Here is a 15,124-nt window from a genome sequence, read left to right as displayed (position 1 = left end):
TCGGCCCCCCGATACACCTTCTGGAGAAAAGCCCCCTTCTTGTTGAAGGGGGCGCGCCGGAGGCGCGGGGTCAAGGTGGAATGCCTGTCCGAATCGTTACCAAATGGGTAGAGGCGCTTGCCGCCTATACCCATTTGGTAACGATTCGGGTATAAGCTGTTTTCCCGATGGAGACAGACACTACACGCTTGGGTCTGATCGATACCGGAGCCTCGTCCGCCCCGGTCGCCGAGGTGTCGCCGATCGTTACGCTGCATCGGCCTGGTTCGGTACGGTTATTGGCCCTGGACGCCCACGGGCGCGTGCTCGACTGGATCAATTGGCAGGATGCCTCCTGCCTCTACGCGCGCGGCGCGGTGGCCTGGACCCTCGGCGACCCCTGCCTGCACATCCATGGCGGCATCTGCCGCACCACCGGCCTGCAGAGTGGCCTGGACCTGCACCCGATCATCGCCGCCCGCGGCCACGCCCGCTCCCGCGCGATCGATCCCACCCCGAACCTGTCCAATCCCGCGCTGTTCGCGCGCGATTCGCACCTGTGCCTGTACTGCGGGCAACAGTTCAATCGCCCCCAGCTGACCCGCGACCACGTCATGCCGATCTCCAAGGGCGGGCTGGACGTGTGGGAGAACGTGGTCAGCGCATGCTTCCACTGCAATTCGCGCAAGAGCAACCGGACCCCGCAGCAGGCCAGCATGCCCTTGCTCGCGGTGCCCTACCGGCCGAGCTGGATCGAACACATGATCCTGTCCAACCGCAACATCCTGGCCGATCAGATGGCGTTTCTGAAGGCGCAGCTTCCCAAGCGTTCCAAGCTCTCCGCCTGAGCGCGCTGCGACGTTCTGTCGCAGCCACCGTCACCGTTTACTCACTGAAAAGGCGGTTTGCTTGCCCCACCCCCATTTGGGGGGGAAAATAGGCGCTCAGAAGAAGCGCGATAAACATGATCGACTCCGCCCGCTATCCCCGCCTTGCGCGCATCCAGTCACCGGATGACCTGCGCAGGTTCGATGAATCCGAACTGCCCGCGATCGCGGATGAACTGCGTGCCTACCTGATTGAATCGGTGGGCAAGAGCGGCGGCCATTTCGGCGCCGGCCTGGGCGTGATCGAACTGACCGTTGCCCTGCACTACCTGTATCAGACACCGGTCGATCAGCTGGTCTGGGATGTGGGTCATCAGACCTACCCGCACAAAATCCTGACCGGCCGCCGCGACGAGATCCACACGGTCAAGCAGAAGGACGGCGTCGCGCCGTTCCCGAAGCGCGAGGAAAGCGAGTACGACACCTTCGGCGTCGGCCATTCCTCCACCTCGATCTCGGCCGCGCTGGGCATGGCGATCGCGCGCCAGGCCGAAGGCGATGACCGCAAGGTCGTGGCCGTGATCGGCGACGGCGCGATGACCGCCGGCATGGCGTATGAAGCGCTCAACCACGCCGGCGGCATGGACAGCGAACCGAACCTGCTGGTGATCCTCAACGACAACAACATGTCGATCTCCGAGGCGGTCGGCGGGCTGACCAAGATGCTCGGCCGCGCCACCGGCAGCCGCACGCTCAATGCGCTGCGCGAAGGCGGCAAGAAGATCCTCGGCGACAAGAAGCACAACCCGACCGCGCGCTTCGTCAAGCGCTGGGAAGAGCACTGGAAGGGCATGTTCGTGCCGTCCACGTTCTTCGAGGAAATGGGCTTCCATTACACCGGTCCGATCGACGGCCACGACGTGCCGGCGCTGGTCGCCACGCTGAAGACGCTAAAGAGCCTGAAGGGCCTGAAGCTGCTGCACGTGATGACTACCAAGGGCAAGGGTTACGAGCGCGCCGAAGGTGACCAGATCGGTTACCACGCCGTGGGCCCGTTCGATCCGGACAAGGGCCTGGTCTCCAAGGGCGGGGCCAAGAAGCCGACCTATACCGACGTCTTCAGCGACTGGCTGTGCGATGCCGCGGCCGCTGAGCCGAAGCTGATGGGGATCACCCCGGCGATGCGCGAAGGCTCGGGCCTGGTGCGCTTCAGCAAGGAGTTCCCGGAGCGCTATTTCGACGTGGCGATCGCCGAGCAGCACGCGGTGACCCTGGCCGCCGGCATGGCCACCCAGGGCGCCAAGCCGGTGGTGGCGATCTATTCGACCTTCCTGCAGCGCGCGTACGACCAGCTGGTCCACGACGTGGCCGTGCAGGAGCTGGATGTGCTGTTCGCGATCGACCGCGCTGGCGTGGTCGGCCCGGACGGCGCGACCCATGCCGGCAACCTGGACCTGAGTTTCCTGCGCTGCGTGCCGCACATGGTGGTGATGGCGCCGTCCGATGAGGCCGAGTGCCGCCAGATGCTGACCACCGGCCTGCGCTACGCCGGCCCGGCCGCCGTGCGCTATCCGCGCGGCAGTGGCACCGGTATCGCTGCCGGCACGGACCTGTCCACGCTGGAGATCGGCAAGGCCGACCTGCGCCTGCAGGGCAGCCGCATCGCCCTGCTCGCCTTTGGCAGCACCGTGAGCGCCGCCGAACAGGTGGGCCGCGAGCTGGGCCTGACCGTGGTCAACATGCGCTTCATCAAGCCGTTGGACCGCGCCCTGCTGCTGGAACTGGCGCAGCGCCACGAAGGCTTCGTGACCATCGAGGACAACGTGGTCGCCGGCGGTGCCGGCTCCGGTGTGGCCGAGCTGCTCAACGCCGAAGACGTGCTCAGGCCGTTCCTCCACCTGGGTCTGCCGGACAGCTTCCAGCACCACGCCAGCCGCGAAGACCTGCTGGCCGAGGCCGGCATCGATGCCGCCGGCATCCGCCAGGCCGTGCTCAAGCGCTGGCCGATGCTGGTCAAGAGTGGCCAGCCGCTCAGCGCCACGGGCTGACCGCTCGCGGCACGCGGCCTGTCATCTGTGATGGCAGGCCGCCAGGATCGGCAATACCGATCAATTCACCGCGAACTGACCGCGGCAACCGCCCGCCACCCACACACCGCTGCGGTCCCAGCCCCAGGTCTCCCCTTCGATGCAGGCGGTCTTGGAGGTCTGCCGCACCAAGCGCGCATCACGCCGGATGGTCACGTTGCAGCGGCGCTGCCGGCGATCGTTGGAATCGCAGGTGATCAGCTCGCCACGGCCATTGCCATGGCCGCCATTGTTGCCCCAGCCCCCGTGCGAGGGCCGGCCGCGCTCCGCGACGAACTCTGCCCGGCACCCCTGGGTCACCCAGACACCATCACGCGCCTGGCCCCAGGTCTGGCCTTCGATGCAGGGCGAGCCGGAAATCTGCCGCACCAGACGGGCACGACCAGGTAAGGCGCACTGCTGGGTACGGTTCTTGACCGATTCGCAGCGCACCGGGCCACCGTTGTAGCCATCGTCGTAGTAGCGGTCGTAGTTCTGCGCCTGGGCGGCACCGGCCAGCGCCATCAGTGCGGGCACCACGACCCACAGCCAGCGATTCGACCCCGTGGGCTTCCTGTTGCTCATCATGCGTTCCTCGTTACCGTTTGGGGAGGCGCACAGGATCGGTGATCGTCTCTGCGTGCGACATAGGCCAGAAGTCGCTGATTTCATCCCCTATTTAGGTACCCGACGCGGAGCTGACCGGGACAGCGTGGCCCGCGTCACATTCTCCTCCTCCAAGCGGGGATGATGCTCAGCCGTAGCGGACCGCGTCCACGTAGGTCTCCAGCACCTGTACGCGGACCGCGCTGCTGTGACCGGTCTCGGCGTAGTGCTCGCGCGCCAGCGCATCGGCGAAATCGAAGGCGATGGCGCCGCTGCGGAAGGCGATCGGCGCGGATTTGGCCGGGTGCACGACGTGCCAGCGGCGTTCGATGTGTTGCAGTTTGATCACCATGCGGATCGTTCCTTTGCGGCAGTCTGGGCGGGAAGCTCACGACGGGAGGGATCCTTCCCTCGCCAAGAACGATAGAGCAGGCCGCCGCCTGCCGGTATCGGATTAGTCTGATTCTGCTCAGCCGTCGGTACCGAGGAACCGGAACGGTTCGGACGGCTGGAACCGGGGCAGCGCGTCGCCGGCGAATACATTGCGCTGGTCCGGGCCCAGATCGAGTTTCAGCACCGGTGCACCGCGCGAGAAGTCCGCCTTGTTGAGGTCCACCCAGAAGGTATTGGGCGTCATCGCCGATTCGAAGAAATACAGCCTGCGCTTGTGGTCGGCCACGGTCCGCCAGCGCGTGGAAGAGATGTTCGGTTCGCCCGGCGTGGTGATCCCATAGGGCACGGAGACGTTGCGGATCACGCTGAAGACACTGGCCAGCGCCACCACCGGATCCTCGCTTTTGGGAATGGCGTTGATGTAGAACTTCGCGCGCGCGAAACGATCGGCCGAGCGGTTCGTGCCGGGCAACATGACGGTGCCGCCGATGTCCTGCCAGTAGGTATTGAGCGCCAGCTGCTGATCGAACACCGGCGAGTTGGTCATGACCTGGTACGCACGGTCGTGGTGGATCACCTGCCTGCCGTGGATGTATTCCACGATGGCACTGTCGCCGCTGGCATCGGACAGCGACAGGTGCAGCGTGGCCAGCCGCGACTCGCCGGGCACCTTGTCGGTCACGATCGAAAACGGTTCGCGTTCGAGCGCGGTGACGGCCTCGGCGACGGTAGCGAAATTGTCGAGCACATACTGCGCCCACAACGAAATCGCCAACCCCGGCCTGCTGCCGCGCTGCTGCGGGTATTCGGATTCGGCGAGCCACAACAGGTTGGCCGACAGCCCGGCTTCGTTGAGGCCATCGGTGGTGGAGATGTCATAGCCGGTGGCGACCACGCTGCCGTAGCGCGAGGTCCAGCGGATCGACCGCGGGCCGGCCTGGCCATCGCGGGCGATGCCTTTCGGCAGCAGCCACAGGTTGGTGGCGACGTCGCTCTTCCAGTCCATCGAGCGGGCGGTGATGACGTCCTGGTTGTCGCCCAGGTAGACCACGCGCGTACAGGCATCGGCCTGGGCGGAGACACAGGCAAGCGCCGCAGCGAGTGCGATGTGACGCAGCGAAAACAGTGTTTTCATGACGTGCCTCCTGGCAGTGGCGCTGACAACCTGGCGTCAAACCTGATACCGGCGATGTCCACACAGGCGGGTCGCACGCATCCTGCTTCAACGCATCATCGCGTTCCGCGGTGCCCGTCACGGACTACAACGCAACACCGGCAGAATCGTCGAGCGTCATATCAGCCCACGCCCGGTGATGGAGGAGTGAACCCTGCATCCTGCCGCCTACTGCGCTGCGCCGCCGGCCGGGCCGGCGAAACGCTGACCAACGCGGGATCAACCGTCCTTGTTCTTGCCGCCGAAATCGAGCGGCTTGCTGTCGCCGCCACGATCGTCGTTGAACCGGATGTTCAACTCATTGCAGCGGCTTTCACGGCGGGCGACCTGCGCCGGCAGGTCCTTCACCTGCGGCGAATCCTCGCACTGCGGGCGCGAAGCGACGTCGTCATAGGTGGCACACCCGGACAGGCCCAGCAGGGACAGGGCGGATACCGCGATCACAGGGAACAGCGAACGTACGCGCATCGAACCGGCACCTGAAAGGGGACGCACCTGTTGTCCCACGATGCCCGGGCCGGATCACCTGCCATTGGTCATGCCGGGGCCAGCCCCGGTTGCGGCCGCGGATCCACCGGCAGCACGACCAGGAACCGCGCACCGCCACCCGGCGCGCCATCCACGGCGATGGTCCCGGCATGACGCAGCACGATTTCCCGGGCCAGATGCAGGCCAAGGCCGCTGCCGCTGCCACTGGGCCGCAACCGATGGAACGGCTCGAACACGGACAGCCGCTCGGCCTCCGGTACGCCCGGGCCCTCATCGCTGACCGACAGGCAGCCGTCGTCGTGCAGCGCCACCGCGATCATGCCCCGCCCGCCGCCGTGGGCAATGGCGTTCTGCAGCAGGCTGGCGATGACCCGGTGCAGCGCATGCGGGTCGCCGCGCACCCAGATCGGCTGCTCCGGGGCATCCACCGAGAACCCGTAGCCGGCATCCACCACCAGCGGCGCCACATCGGCGGCCACGTCGCGGGTCAGCGCGGACAGGTCGATGCGCTGGGACTGGCTGCCATGCCGGTCCAGCCGCTGCAGATCCAGCAGCTGCTCGGCAATGTTGCTCAGGCGGCTCAGGTCCAGCTGCAGGCGCGAACGTGCATCGCCCGGCGGCAGGTCGGCCAGGCGCGTGGCCAGGATCGCGATCGGCATGCGCAGCTCATGCGCCGCACCGGCCAGGAAGCGGTCCTGCGCGTCGTAGCTTTCACCGATGCGGCGGACGGCCGCGTTGAAGGCGTCCACCAGCGGGTAGATTTCCAGCGGTACCGCGCGGGTATCCAGGCCGCTGCCACGCTCGTTGACCTGGATCGCGGCCGCCTGCGCGGCCACACGATTCACCCCGCGCAGCGCGCGATGGATCACCCACGGTGCCACCACCAGGGTGATCACCAGCACAGGCAGCGCGATCCAGCCGCCCAGATAGCGGAAGATCAACAGCAGCTGGCGCACGATGCTGCGCTCGGGAATGCCCCCCACCGCCACGTGCAGTCGCCCTTCCGGCCGATCGGCGACCACCACGCGCACGGCGAGCGCATCGGCATTGATGCGGGTACGGATGTCGGTCTGCTCGATCTGATCCAGCCGTGCCACCAACTGGCGGTACTGCACGGGAACATCGCCATGCACCAGGCGTCGGCCTTGCTCATCGGCGGCGGCGAACCAGAAGGTCGCCGGCGGCCGTGGTACCACTGCATCGACCTTCGGCAGATCCGCTTCCAGTCCCTGGGGACCGAGGCTGATCGCCGAGGCGATCTGGTCGCTGGTTTTCCAGTCGATGTAGGCCGAGCGGCGATCGCCGTAGGTCAGCACCATTGCACTCAATGCCAGCGCGATCGTGGCGGTCTGGATCAGGCAGACCTTCCACACCAGGTTGAACGCCAGGGAGTCGGGCTTGAGCAATCTCACAGCGTGTCCTTGAGCAGATAACCAATCCCGCGCATGACGTGGATCTCCACGCCCGCATCCGCTTCCAGCAGCGCCTTGCGCAGCTTGGAGACATGCGCGTCCAGCGCGTTGGACTGGATCGCGTCGTCGAACCCGTACACGGCCTCCAGCAATGAAGCGCGCCCCACCGTGCGCCCCTGGCGCAGCGCCAGCGCCTCCAGCACCAGCAGCTGCCGTCGCGGCAGCGCCAGCAGCACCTCGGACACGCGCGCCTCGCGCGAGACGAAATCGAACTGCAGCCGGCCCAGCGACAACACCGGCAAGGTGATCTGCGAGGGCCGCCGCGAGATCGCGCGGATCCGCGCGAGCAGCTCTTCGACGGCGAACGGCTTGGTCAGGTAATCGTCCGCGCCGACGTCCAGCCCGGTGACCCGGTCGGCCACCGACGCGCGCGCGGTCAGCATGATCACCGGCAGGTTCGGCACGTGCTCGCGCGCGATGCGGACGAAGCTGGCGCCATCGCCATCAGGCAGCTGCCGGTCCAGCAGCAGGATCTGGTGGACGCCGGCCTTGAGCGCTTCATCGGCCTGCGCCATCGTGCCGACCACGTCGACCACCATGCCGTGGCGCGCCAGGCTGACCTGGATCGCGCTGGCCATTTCCGGATCATCCTCCAGGAGAAGAAGGCGCATGGGAGCGGTGCCTGCGGGTACGAAGGAGGCGATGGTACCGCGCAGCCGGACGTAACGTTCCGACAATGTAGGGCGCCCACCATGACACTCCGGTTGTTCCCCCTCGGCAGGTCCATGCACGTCCGTTTTCGTTTTTCGCGTCCGCTTCCCACCCTGACTGGCCTGGCCCTGGCCAGTGCGTTCACCGCTACGGCCGCCCAGGCAGCCGATGCCCCCGAGACGGGCAGGAAAAGCAGCGTCGGCATTGCCGTCGTCGCGCTCAAGACCCCCTACGCCGGCTATGACACCGATCGTCTGGCCGCCCCGATCGTGAGCTGGGAAGGCCGTTCGTTCTTCTTCCGCGGGGGCAGCGTGGGCTATCGCCTGCACCAGACGGCGCAGTCCGAGCTGGCCCTGACCGCCTCGCCCTACGTGATGCGCTTCAAGCGCCGCGACAGCCACGACCCGCAGCTGCGCCAGCTCGACAACCGCAGCCTGTCCGGCATGCTCGGCGTCTCCTGGCGGCACCAGGCCGAATGGGGCGTGCTGCAGGCCAATGCGCAGGCAGAAGTGACCGGGCACGGCGGCGGCTTCTCGGCCGACGCCCGCTATGCCTACCCGATCCCGGCCGGCCGCGTGACCTTCATGCCTGCGGTGGGCGTGAACTACGCCAGCGCAGATCTGAACGACTACTACTTCGGTGTCAGCGAACGCGAAGCCGCCCGCAGCGGCCTGGCGCGCTACTCGGCCGGCAGCGGCGTGTCGCCCTACCTGGACATCGCCGCGGTGATGCCGCTGGGGCCGCGCTGGACCGCCACCGCCTCGATCCGACGCACGTCGCTGGCCGATGCCATGCGTGACAGCCCGATGACCCGTGGCGACCACATGGATACCGCCGCCCTCTCCCTCAGTTACGGATTCTGATCATGCGTCAGGGAATCGTACGTCGTGTCGCGGATCTGGCCCTGCAGATCGAGCCGGACCGCGCCGCCGTTCTTGAATGGATTCTGCATTCCCCGCTGCCCGCACTCGACGGGCAGACCACGTTCGAACTGGCCTGCGAGGGCCAGGGCGAGCGCGTCGTCGCACTGCTGGACACCCTGCTGCAGCAGGGTGATCCCGTCCTGCCGCGCGGCTGATTCCTCGTTTTTCCCCCACCGGTGTCCTGGAGGCGCGAATGCACAACGCAACCGATACCTCGCTGCTGCAAGCAGCCAATGATGACCTCGCCGCGCATGCGATCGTGGCCAATCTCCACCGTGCGATCCAGCAGCGCATGGAGCGCGACAGCCAGGCCCACGGCCGGTTTTCGCGCGCCTACATCGCCGAGCTGTTCGACATCGGGCGCACCATCAGCGTCGACTGCCGGCCGCACCACGTCGACAGCGAATGGGTCACCGCGCGGCGTTCGTGGCTGGATGCCGTATTGCGCGAGCATCCGCTCGACCGTCGCGATGCGCAGCTGACCGCCGCCCGGCACGCCGCCGATGGATTCCTGCTCCGCGCCTGCGTGCTCGGCTGTGACGCGACACCCGACGGAGCGACCGTGCGCATGCGCGATGCCCTCATCGCCATGACCCGCCCGGCACACTGACCGCTGCAGCGCCACCCTGTCGCGGTGCCGCCACGGCGCAGGACGCTGCGCCGGGATCTGCACAGAAGCGCGAAAATCACCGTGCTACATTCCGGCCAAGGAGCAGGCTGGCTGCTCCTTGATGCCGTGATGGTCCGGCCGGGAGTATTTCCATGCGATGTACAGCGCTGCTGCTGTCCCTGGTGTTTTCCACTGCCGCGTCCGCGCAGGAGGATGCGCCACCCGAGCTGGCCTTCGATCGCCCGGGCATCGGGTTTGCGGCTTCGACGCTGCCCCGCGGTGGCGTAGCGCTGGAGGCGGGACTGCCCAGCTTCAGCCGCGACCGCGACGCGGACGGGGTGCTGAGCACGCAGTACAGTGCCGACCTCGCCCTGCGGATCGGCGTGTCCAGCCACGTTGAGCTGCAGGCCTTCACTTCGCCCTGGAACCACCTGCGCGTGGCGCCGCGCGATGCGCCGGCTGCGCGCAGCCGTGGGGCTGGGGATCTCGGCATCGGCCTCAAAGTCGCCCTGCCCCTGCCATCGGACAGGCACGCCGTGGCCCTGCTGGCCACCACCACCTTTGCCACCGGCTCACGCGACTTCAGCGAGGGCGCGACGCAGTACGCGCTGGGTGCCAGCTATGAGTACGAGGTCAGCGACCGCTGGACCGGCGCGCTCTACGCCAACGTGACCCGCGGCGGCAGCGAGGACAGCGTCACCTGGGCGCCCAGCCTGAGTTTCGCCGCCACCGACACGGTCAGCACCTATCTGGAAGCGGGCTTCACCCATACGGACGGCGAGCCCTCGAGCAGGATCGCAGGCGCAGGGATCACCTGGATGGCGAGCCCGACCGTGCAGCTCGATGCGTCCTTCGATGTGGGGCTGGACGACGACAGCCCGGATACCCAGGCCGGGCTGGGCGTGTCGGTGTACTTCAACTGAGACTTGCGGGGCGCGTGCTGCCTCGCCAACGAAAAAGGCCTGCGCGATGCCGCGCAGGCCTTGGTGTGGAACCGCCGCGTGTTTACGCGACGGGTCAGGTCACCTTCTTGGCGATCGTCATGCCCAGCACGAACAGCACCACGGCGATGATGATGCCGGCCCAGAACAGGAACTTGGCGATGCCGATCGCAGCGCCGCCGATGCCGGCAAAACCGAGGGCACCGGCGATCAGGCCGATGACGGCAAAAATGATGGCCCACTTGATCATGATGATCCTTTCCCCGAATCGGGTTGAATGACAGGACTCCACGGTAGCCAGCGGGCTGTCTCACCTTCGTGAACGCGTCGGCTGAACGGCGTGAAGTTTGCCTCTCAAGCGGGGTCCGCTCAGAGCACGGCCTCCACAAAGACGGGATTGGAATAGAACCACAGGTCTTGCCAGGGATCTTCGCCTGGCACATCGGGCAGCGGCGTCAGCTCCGCAGTGCTACTGCCGCGGGCACGGACGAAACCGCCCCGGGCGGGGACCGGCAACACCCAGGACACCGAGCGCCATGCGCCGTCCACCTGCCAGTCGCTGGCGCCGAACACACGCGTTTGCATCACAGGCCCATTTCCACTGCCGGGGCCGCCTACGATCAATTCGACGTGATCCAGCACCGGGTGCCGCCCAGCGTGATTGGCTGAGGCCGGTACACGCACCCGCAGTTCCACGCGCATGGACGCCCCAGGGGACAGCGACAGCGTGCCACCCATCGTTGCAGTGCGTGCATCGTGACCGTCCGCACTCACCCGCAGCTCCAGCGCATCGATCAGATCACCGGTCACCGCGAACATCCGCCCGTGGCGAAGGCCATCGAGAATGTCCTCGGCGTCACGCCGCGCCCAGACATGGGTCTTGCTGTACTGGCCGGGATCGAAATCGCTGCCGCCGTCGCGCTGATTGACGTGCGAATCCGAGCTGGCCGTGATCCAGAAGCGGTGGCCTTCGGCGAGCAGCGTGTCCCAGGTCCCGCCCACCGTCGCGGTCATCTGGTCGAAGCCGCCCAGTGTCGGTGCATCGGCATTGCGATACAGGCCACGATGGACACGGGTGGCCTGATGGCCCGGCGCGCCTTCCATGCCGACCAGGACCTGCGGTGCGGCGCCATGCCACGCCCGCAGTTCATCGGGCTCGACATCGCCCCACCGGCCCATCGCCGTGGCGGTGCGCGAGGGGTGATTGATGAACATCAACGGGGGCGCCGGCAGCGCCCGCATGTGGGCCAGTGCATCGAGCATCGTCTGCCCATCATCACGGCTGCCCTGCAGCGGCTCGCTGCGACTGTACCCGCGTTCGATCGCGACCAGCTGATCGCGCTCGTCCGGGCCCGGGACGATGATCAGCGAAGCGTGTTCGCCCGCCGGCACGTCGAATTCCATCCCGTTGAACTGGATCAGCCCGGGCACCTCGCGCCGCGCATCCAGCAGCGCCGGCCACGCATGGTCCCGGGTGACCGCGGAATGCCCGGGCCCGCCGTGATCGGTATGCACTATCCATGTCAGCCCATTGGCGAGCGCCTGCCGGGCGTTATGGGTGCGGGTGTAGGACGAGTCGCCGCCACGGATCGGCGTCGGCGGCAGGGTGCTGCGATCCCAGTCCACGCTCCACTCGCTGTGGACATGGTGATCACCGGCCTGCCAGCTGCGGCCGGCATCGTCATCCGCCGCCTGGGCGACCACCGGCCACCCCAGCACGGCCACAAGCGGCAGGAAAAAGAAATGTCGCATCAAGTATTCCTCACAAACGGGCGGCCGCATCCGGGGCACGCGTACGCGCCTCCGGATGCACCGCGAAGCGGGCGGCTCAGAAGTCCGCGCGCAGGCCGAGACTGATGCGGCGGCCGGAGCGTTCGTACATCGTCGGGAAGGCGGGATCCATCGTGTAGCCGGTGGTCGCCTGGTTGGTCAGGTTGATGCCCTTCAGGCTGAGTTTGATGCTGTCGGTGAGGCGATAGCCGATCGACACGTCCACCTGGCCGTAGTCATCGCGCCAGATCGGGTACATGTTGTAGCCGATCGATTCGACATACTCGCCCTTGTGGTTGTACGACACGCGCGCGTCGAAGCGCGCGTTCTCGTAGTACACGGTGACGTTGTATGACTTCTCCGAAAGACCCGGCATCGGCGTGCTCACGCCCAGGTCGGATTCGCCGGCCAGCGAGCTGTCCAGCATCGTGTAGTTGGCATTGATGCCGAAGCCTTCCAGCGAACGGTGCAGCATGCTCAACGGCAGCTGCGCGATCAGCTCGACGCCTTTCACTACGTACGTTCCGTCGGCATTGATCGGCTGGTAGACATCGAAATCATAGGTGCCGTTGAGCGAGCCGTTGGCGTTGTAGACCGCCACATCCGGCACCACGCCGGTCAGCGCATTGATCACCACGCCGTCGATCTTCTTGTGGAAGTACGAGGTCGCGAGCAGGCCACCGTTGTCCAGGTACTTCTCCAGCCCCAGCTCCCACTGCTTGGCATAGGTAGGCTGCAGATCCGGGTTGCCATCGGTGAAGCGGAACGAGCTCCAGCTGGCGGTGCGCTTGTAGGCGATGTCGGTCAACGCCGGGCGGATGAAGGTCTTGGAGGCCGCGCCACGCAGCACCAGGCCTTCGGCGAGTTCGGCGGTGGCATTCAGGCTCGGCAGCAGATCGTTGTAGCTGCCTTTGCGCGAGACAGGCGTGTCGGTATAGCCGGTGGTACCGTCTGCCCGCTGGACCGGGTGGAAGCCGGAGGACTGCACCGAGGTATCCACATAGCGCACGCCCGCGTTGATCGAGACCGGCACGCGGCCCACATCGAAGCCGATGTCGGTCATCGCGTAGAGGCTGGTCACGTTCTCATCGACCCGGTAGTACTGGCCCGGATCAAACGGCGTCGCGAAGCCCGGATAGCGGAAGGCACTGCGTGCGTAGTCGTTGGAGACCATCTTCCAGTCCAGGTCCTTCACCGAGTAGCCACCCCCGGGCACGATGTCGCCGATCGACTGCAGCGGGCTGTCGGCCAGGGTGCGCTTGTTGACCCAGCTGTTGTTGCCCGCATCCGGCCCGTAGATCTTGGCTTCGCCGTACTCGCGCTGCTTGGATTTGTCGGTGTAGCGCGCACCGAACTGGACGCTGCGCAGGGCCGGCAGGAAGGCCAGTTCCAGCGCCTTGTTCACATCCACCTGGGCGGCGTACTTGTCATCGCTGACCTTCTCCAGCGTGGTTTCATAGGCCTCGAACAGGTACTTGTCCGAAGCGTTGTACATGTCGATGCTGGCCGGGTTGGCGCTGGGAATCGTCTCGCCACTCTTGCCGGTCCAGCGGGTCCGCGAGGGCGCGTAGGCCACGTGCTTGAGGTTGCTGGCATCCAGGGTCTTGTCGGCGCCGGAATAGCCGACCATCGCATCCACACCCCAGGTATCGCCCTTCCAATCCATCGCCATGCTGTACTGGCTGAAATCGGTCTTGTTGATCCGCTCCTTGCTCAGCATTTCGTGCTGGGTGGCGGTGTAGGACACATCGCGCAGCACCACGATGCCGTACTGCGACAGCGTGCTGGCGTCGTAGTCATGGATGGTCTCCAGCGTGCTGCGGCTGGAGGCGGAATACGCGGCTGCGTCGTACTCGTCTTCGGTGGTGTCGTAGCCGCCGAGCATCGCATCGAAGGTCAGGCTGAAGCGGCTGCTCGGCTTGTACTGCAGCGAGGCGGTGGCGCCCCACTTGTCCTGGTCGTTCACGAACACGCGGTCACCGACCTTGTCCTGGAACACGATCAGGTTGCTTTCATCGGTGTCGTTGCGGTTCTTGACCACCACACCGGCATCGCGGGCCAGCACCGCGGCAGCCTGCGTACCGCGCGTGCCGGAGGCCCCCAGGAAGCGCGACATCGGACGGAAGTTGATCCCGGAGGTCGCATCCGTGCGGTTGCTGCGCTTGGCGGTGGCGAAGGACACCAGGCCACCCCAGTCACCCCAGGTATCACTGGCCAGGAACGAGAACTTGGGATCGACCTCTTCGGAGATCGAGTTGTGCGCGCCTTCGACCGACGCCACCAGCTTGCGGCCGGTGTAATCGAACGGGCGCGCGGTGGAGATCTGCACCGAGCCGGCGATGCCGCCCTCCTCGTCCGCCGCGGTCGGCGACTTCAGCACCGTCACCTGCTGGATGATCTCCGAGGCGAAGATGTCGAACTCGATGTCACGCCCACCGCTGCCCGACGCGGTGGCCAGGTTGTTGATCGAGACATGGGTGTACTCCGATGGCAGGCCACGCACATTGACGCGACTGCCCAGGCCCTTGTCGCGCTCGATGGTCACGCCGGGCATGCGCTGCAGGGCTTCGGCCAGGTTCTGCTCGGGAAAGTCGGCCACGTCGGTGGCGACGATCGAATCGGAGAAGCCGATGGTGGCGCGTTTGATGTCCACGGCCTGCTCCAGGCTGCGGCTGTAGCTGCCGACCACGTCGATGCGCTCCAGCTGCTGCAGGCCGGCATCGCCAGCGCCCGCGGCTGCCGCTTCAAACGCCACGGCGGATGTGGCGACGGGCACGGCGGACGTGCCCGACGGTGCGGCATCACTGCGCGCTTCGATGGTCACCGTGGTGTCGTTGAGATAGCGATAGCGCAGGCCGGTTCCGTGCAGCAGCTGCTCCAGGGCCTGCTGCGGCGCCAGGCCGGCGGGCATGGCGCGGGTGCGCGGGTTGCCGGCCTGCTGCGCGTTGTAGACGAACTGCAGCCCGGTCTGGCGCGACAGATCATTGAGCGCACGGTCGAGCGGCTGGGCCGGAATCGCCTCGCTGGCAACACGCGATTCCTGCGCGGTGGCGGTGACGGCAGCGCTCTGCAGGGCAAGAGCGATCGAAAGGAAAAGGATGCGGCGCATCGTAGAAGTCCAGTGGGGGGGGTATGAGCGTCGCGAGACGGAATCGTTCGCGCTTGCCTGGACTACGAGGGCGCAGGGCGCGGATCGGGCACCGGTAGTTCGATGAATTTTTTT

The 15,124-nt window shown here is 66.5% G+C and carries 15 protein-coding genes; 6 read left to right on the top strand and 9 right to left on the bottom strand.

Annotated elements, in window-relative coordinates; translation table 11 throughout:
* Positions 1-167: 167 nt before the first annotated feature.
* Together HH110_RS09075 and dxs are read left to right on the top strand one after the other, a co-directional pair.
* The gene (locus tag HH110_RS09075; RefSeq protein ID WP_176989371.1) at positions 168-827 is read left to right on the top strand and encodes an HNH endonuclease; all 660 of its coding nucleotides are present in this window, start codon (positions 168-170) and stop codon (positions 825-827) included.
* Positions 828-943: 116 nt separating this feature from the next.
* Complete coding sequence (gene dxs, locus HH110_RS09070) at positions 944-2,854, top strand: 1-deoxy-D-xylulose-5-phosphate synthase (RefSeq protein ID WP_176989370.1); 1,911 nt, start codon at positions 944-946, stop codon at positions 2,852-2,854.
* 60 nt (positions 2,855-2,914) lie between these two features.
* On the opposite strand, the gene HH110_RS09065 is transcribed toward dxs, so the two are convergent.
* From HH110_RS09065 to HH110_RS09040, 6 genes are all read right to left on the bottom strand, one after another.
* Positions 2,915-3,457 carry a DUF3011 domain-containing protein gene (locus tag HH110_RS09065; protein WP_176989369.1) on the bottom strand — a complete coding sequence of 181 codons (543 nt, stop codon included), beginning with the start codon at positions 3,455-3,457 and terminating at the stop codon, positions 2,915-2,917.
* A 169-nt stretch (positions 3,458-3,626) separates the two neighbouring features.
* Positions 3,627-3,830, bottom strand: a complete 204-nt coding sequence (locus HH110_RS09060) for a hypothetical protein (protein ID WP_176989368.1) — start codon at positions 3,828-3,830, stop codon at positions 3,627-3,629.
* 117 nt (positions 3,831-3,947) lie between these two features.
* Positions 3,948-5,006 carry a linear amide C-N hydrolase gene (locus HH110_RS09055; RefSeq protein WP_176989367.1) on the bottom strand — a complete coding sequence of 353 codons (1,059 nt, stop codon included), beginning with the start codon at positions 5,004-5,006 and terminating at the stop codon, positions 3,948-3,950.
* Between the two features lie 258 nt (positions 5,007-5,264).
* Positions 5,265-5,513: a hypothetical protein gene (locus HH110_RS09050; RefSeq protein WP_176989366.1), complete on the bottom strand. Its 249-nt coding sequence runs from the start codon at positions 5,511-5,513 to the stop codon at positions 5,265-5,267.
* 68 nt (positions 5,514-5,581) lie between these two features.
* A complete protein-coding gene (locus HH110_RS09045; RefSeq protein WP_176989365.1) occupies positions 5,582-6,946 on the bottom strand; it encodes an ATP-binding protein in 1,365 nt (454 codons plus the stop codon).
* Positions 6,943-7,617, bottom strand: a complete 675-nt coding sequence (locus HH110_RS09040; RefSeq protein WP_176989364.1) for a response regulator transcription factor — start codon at positions 7,615-7,617, stop codon at positions 6,943-6,945. Before HH110_RS09040 ends, HH110_RS09045 begins: the two co-directional genes overlap by 4 nt.
* A 114-nt stretch (positions 7,618-7,731) precedes the next feature.
* On the opposite strand from HH110_RS09040, the gene HH110_RS09035 reads away from it, so the two are divergent.
* The 4 genes from HH110_RS09035 (at position 7,732) to HH110_RS09020 (ending at position 10,113) form a co-directional block, all read left to right on the top strand.
* Entirely contained in the window at positions 7,732-8,520 is a 789-nt protein-coding gene (locus HH110_RS09035) for a MipA/OmpV family protein (protein ID WP_176989363.1), read from the top strand.
* Between the two features lie 2 nt (positions 8,521-8,522).
* The gene (locus HH110_RS09030; protein ID WP_176989362.1) at positions 8,523-8,735 is read left to right on the top strand and encodes a hypothetical protein; all 213 of its coding nucleotides are present in this window, start codon (positions 8,523-8,525) and stop codon (positions 8,733-8,735) included.
* Between the two features lie 38 nt (positions 8,736-8,773).
* On the top strand, positions 8,774-9,190 hold the full coding sequence (locus HH110_RS09025) for a hypothetical protein (RefSeq protein ID WP_176989361.1): 417 nt from the start codon (positions 8,774-8,776) through the stop codon (positions 9,188-9,190).
* 152 nt (positions 9,191-9,342) lie between these two features.
* Positions 9,343-10,113, top strand: a complete 771-nt coding sequence (locus HH110_RS09020) for a transporter (protein ID WP_176989360.1) — start codon at positions 9,343-9,345, stop codon at positions 10,111-10,113.
* 94 nt (positions 10,114-10,207) lie between these two features.
* Here HH110_RS09020 and HH110_RS09015 read toward each other — a convergent pair whose 3' ends face one another.
* From HH110_RS09015 to HH110_RS09005, 3 genes are all read right to left on the bottom strand, one after another.
* On the bottom strand, positions 10,208-10,381 hold the full coding sequence (locus HH110_RS09015; protein WP_019182774.1) for a DUF1328 family protein: 174 nt from the start codon (positions 10,379-10,381) through the stop codon (positions 10,208-10,210).
* Between the two features lie 119 nt (positions 10,382-10,500).
* Entirely contained in the window at positions 10,501-11,883 is a 1,383-nt protein-coding gene (locus HH110_RS09010; RefSeq protein ID WP_176989359.1) for a hypothetical protein, read from the bottom strand.
* Positions 11,884-11,959: 76 nt separating this feature from the next.
* Positions 11,960-15,010: a TonB-dependent receptor gene (locus HH110_RS09005; protein ID WP_176989358.1), complete on the bottom strand. Its 3,051-nt coding sequence runs from the start codon at positions 15,008-15,010 to the stop codon at positions 11,960-11,962.
* Positions 15,011-15,124: the final 114 nt, after the last annotated feature.

The organism is Stenotrophomonas sp. SAM-B (assembly GCF_013387485.1).
In the GTDB taxonomy this organism is placed as follows: domain Bacteria; phylum Pseudomonadota; class Gammaproteobacteria; order Xanthomonadales; family Xanthomonadaceae; genus Stenotrophomonas; species Stenotrophomonas maltophilia_AA.
The sequence above is the reverse complement of the archived record's forward strand: the minus strand, read 5'-3'. Positions and strand labels throughout refer to the sequence as shown.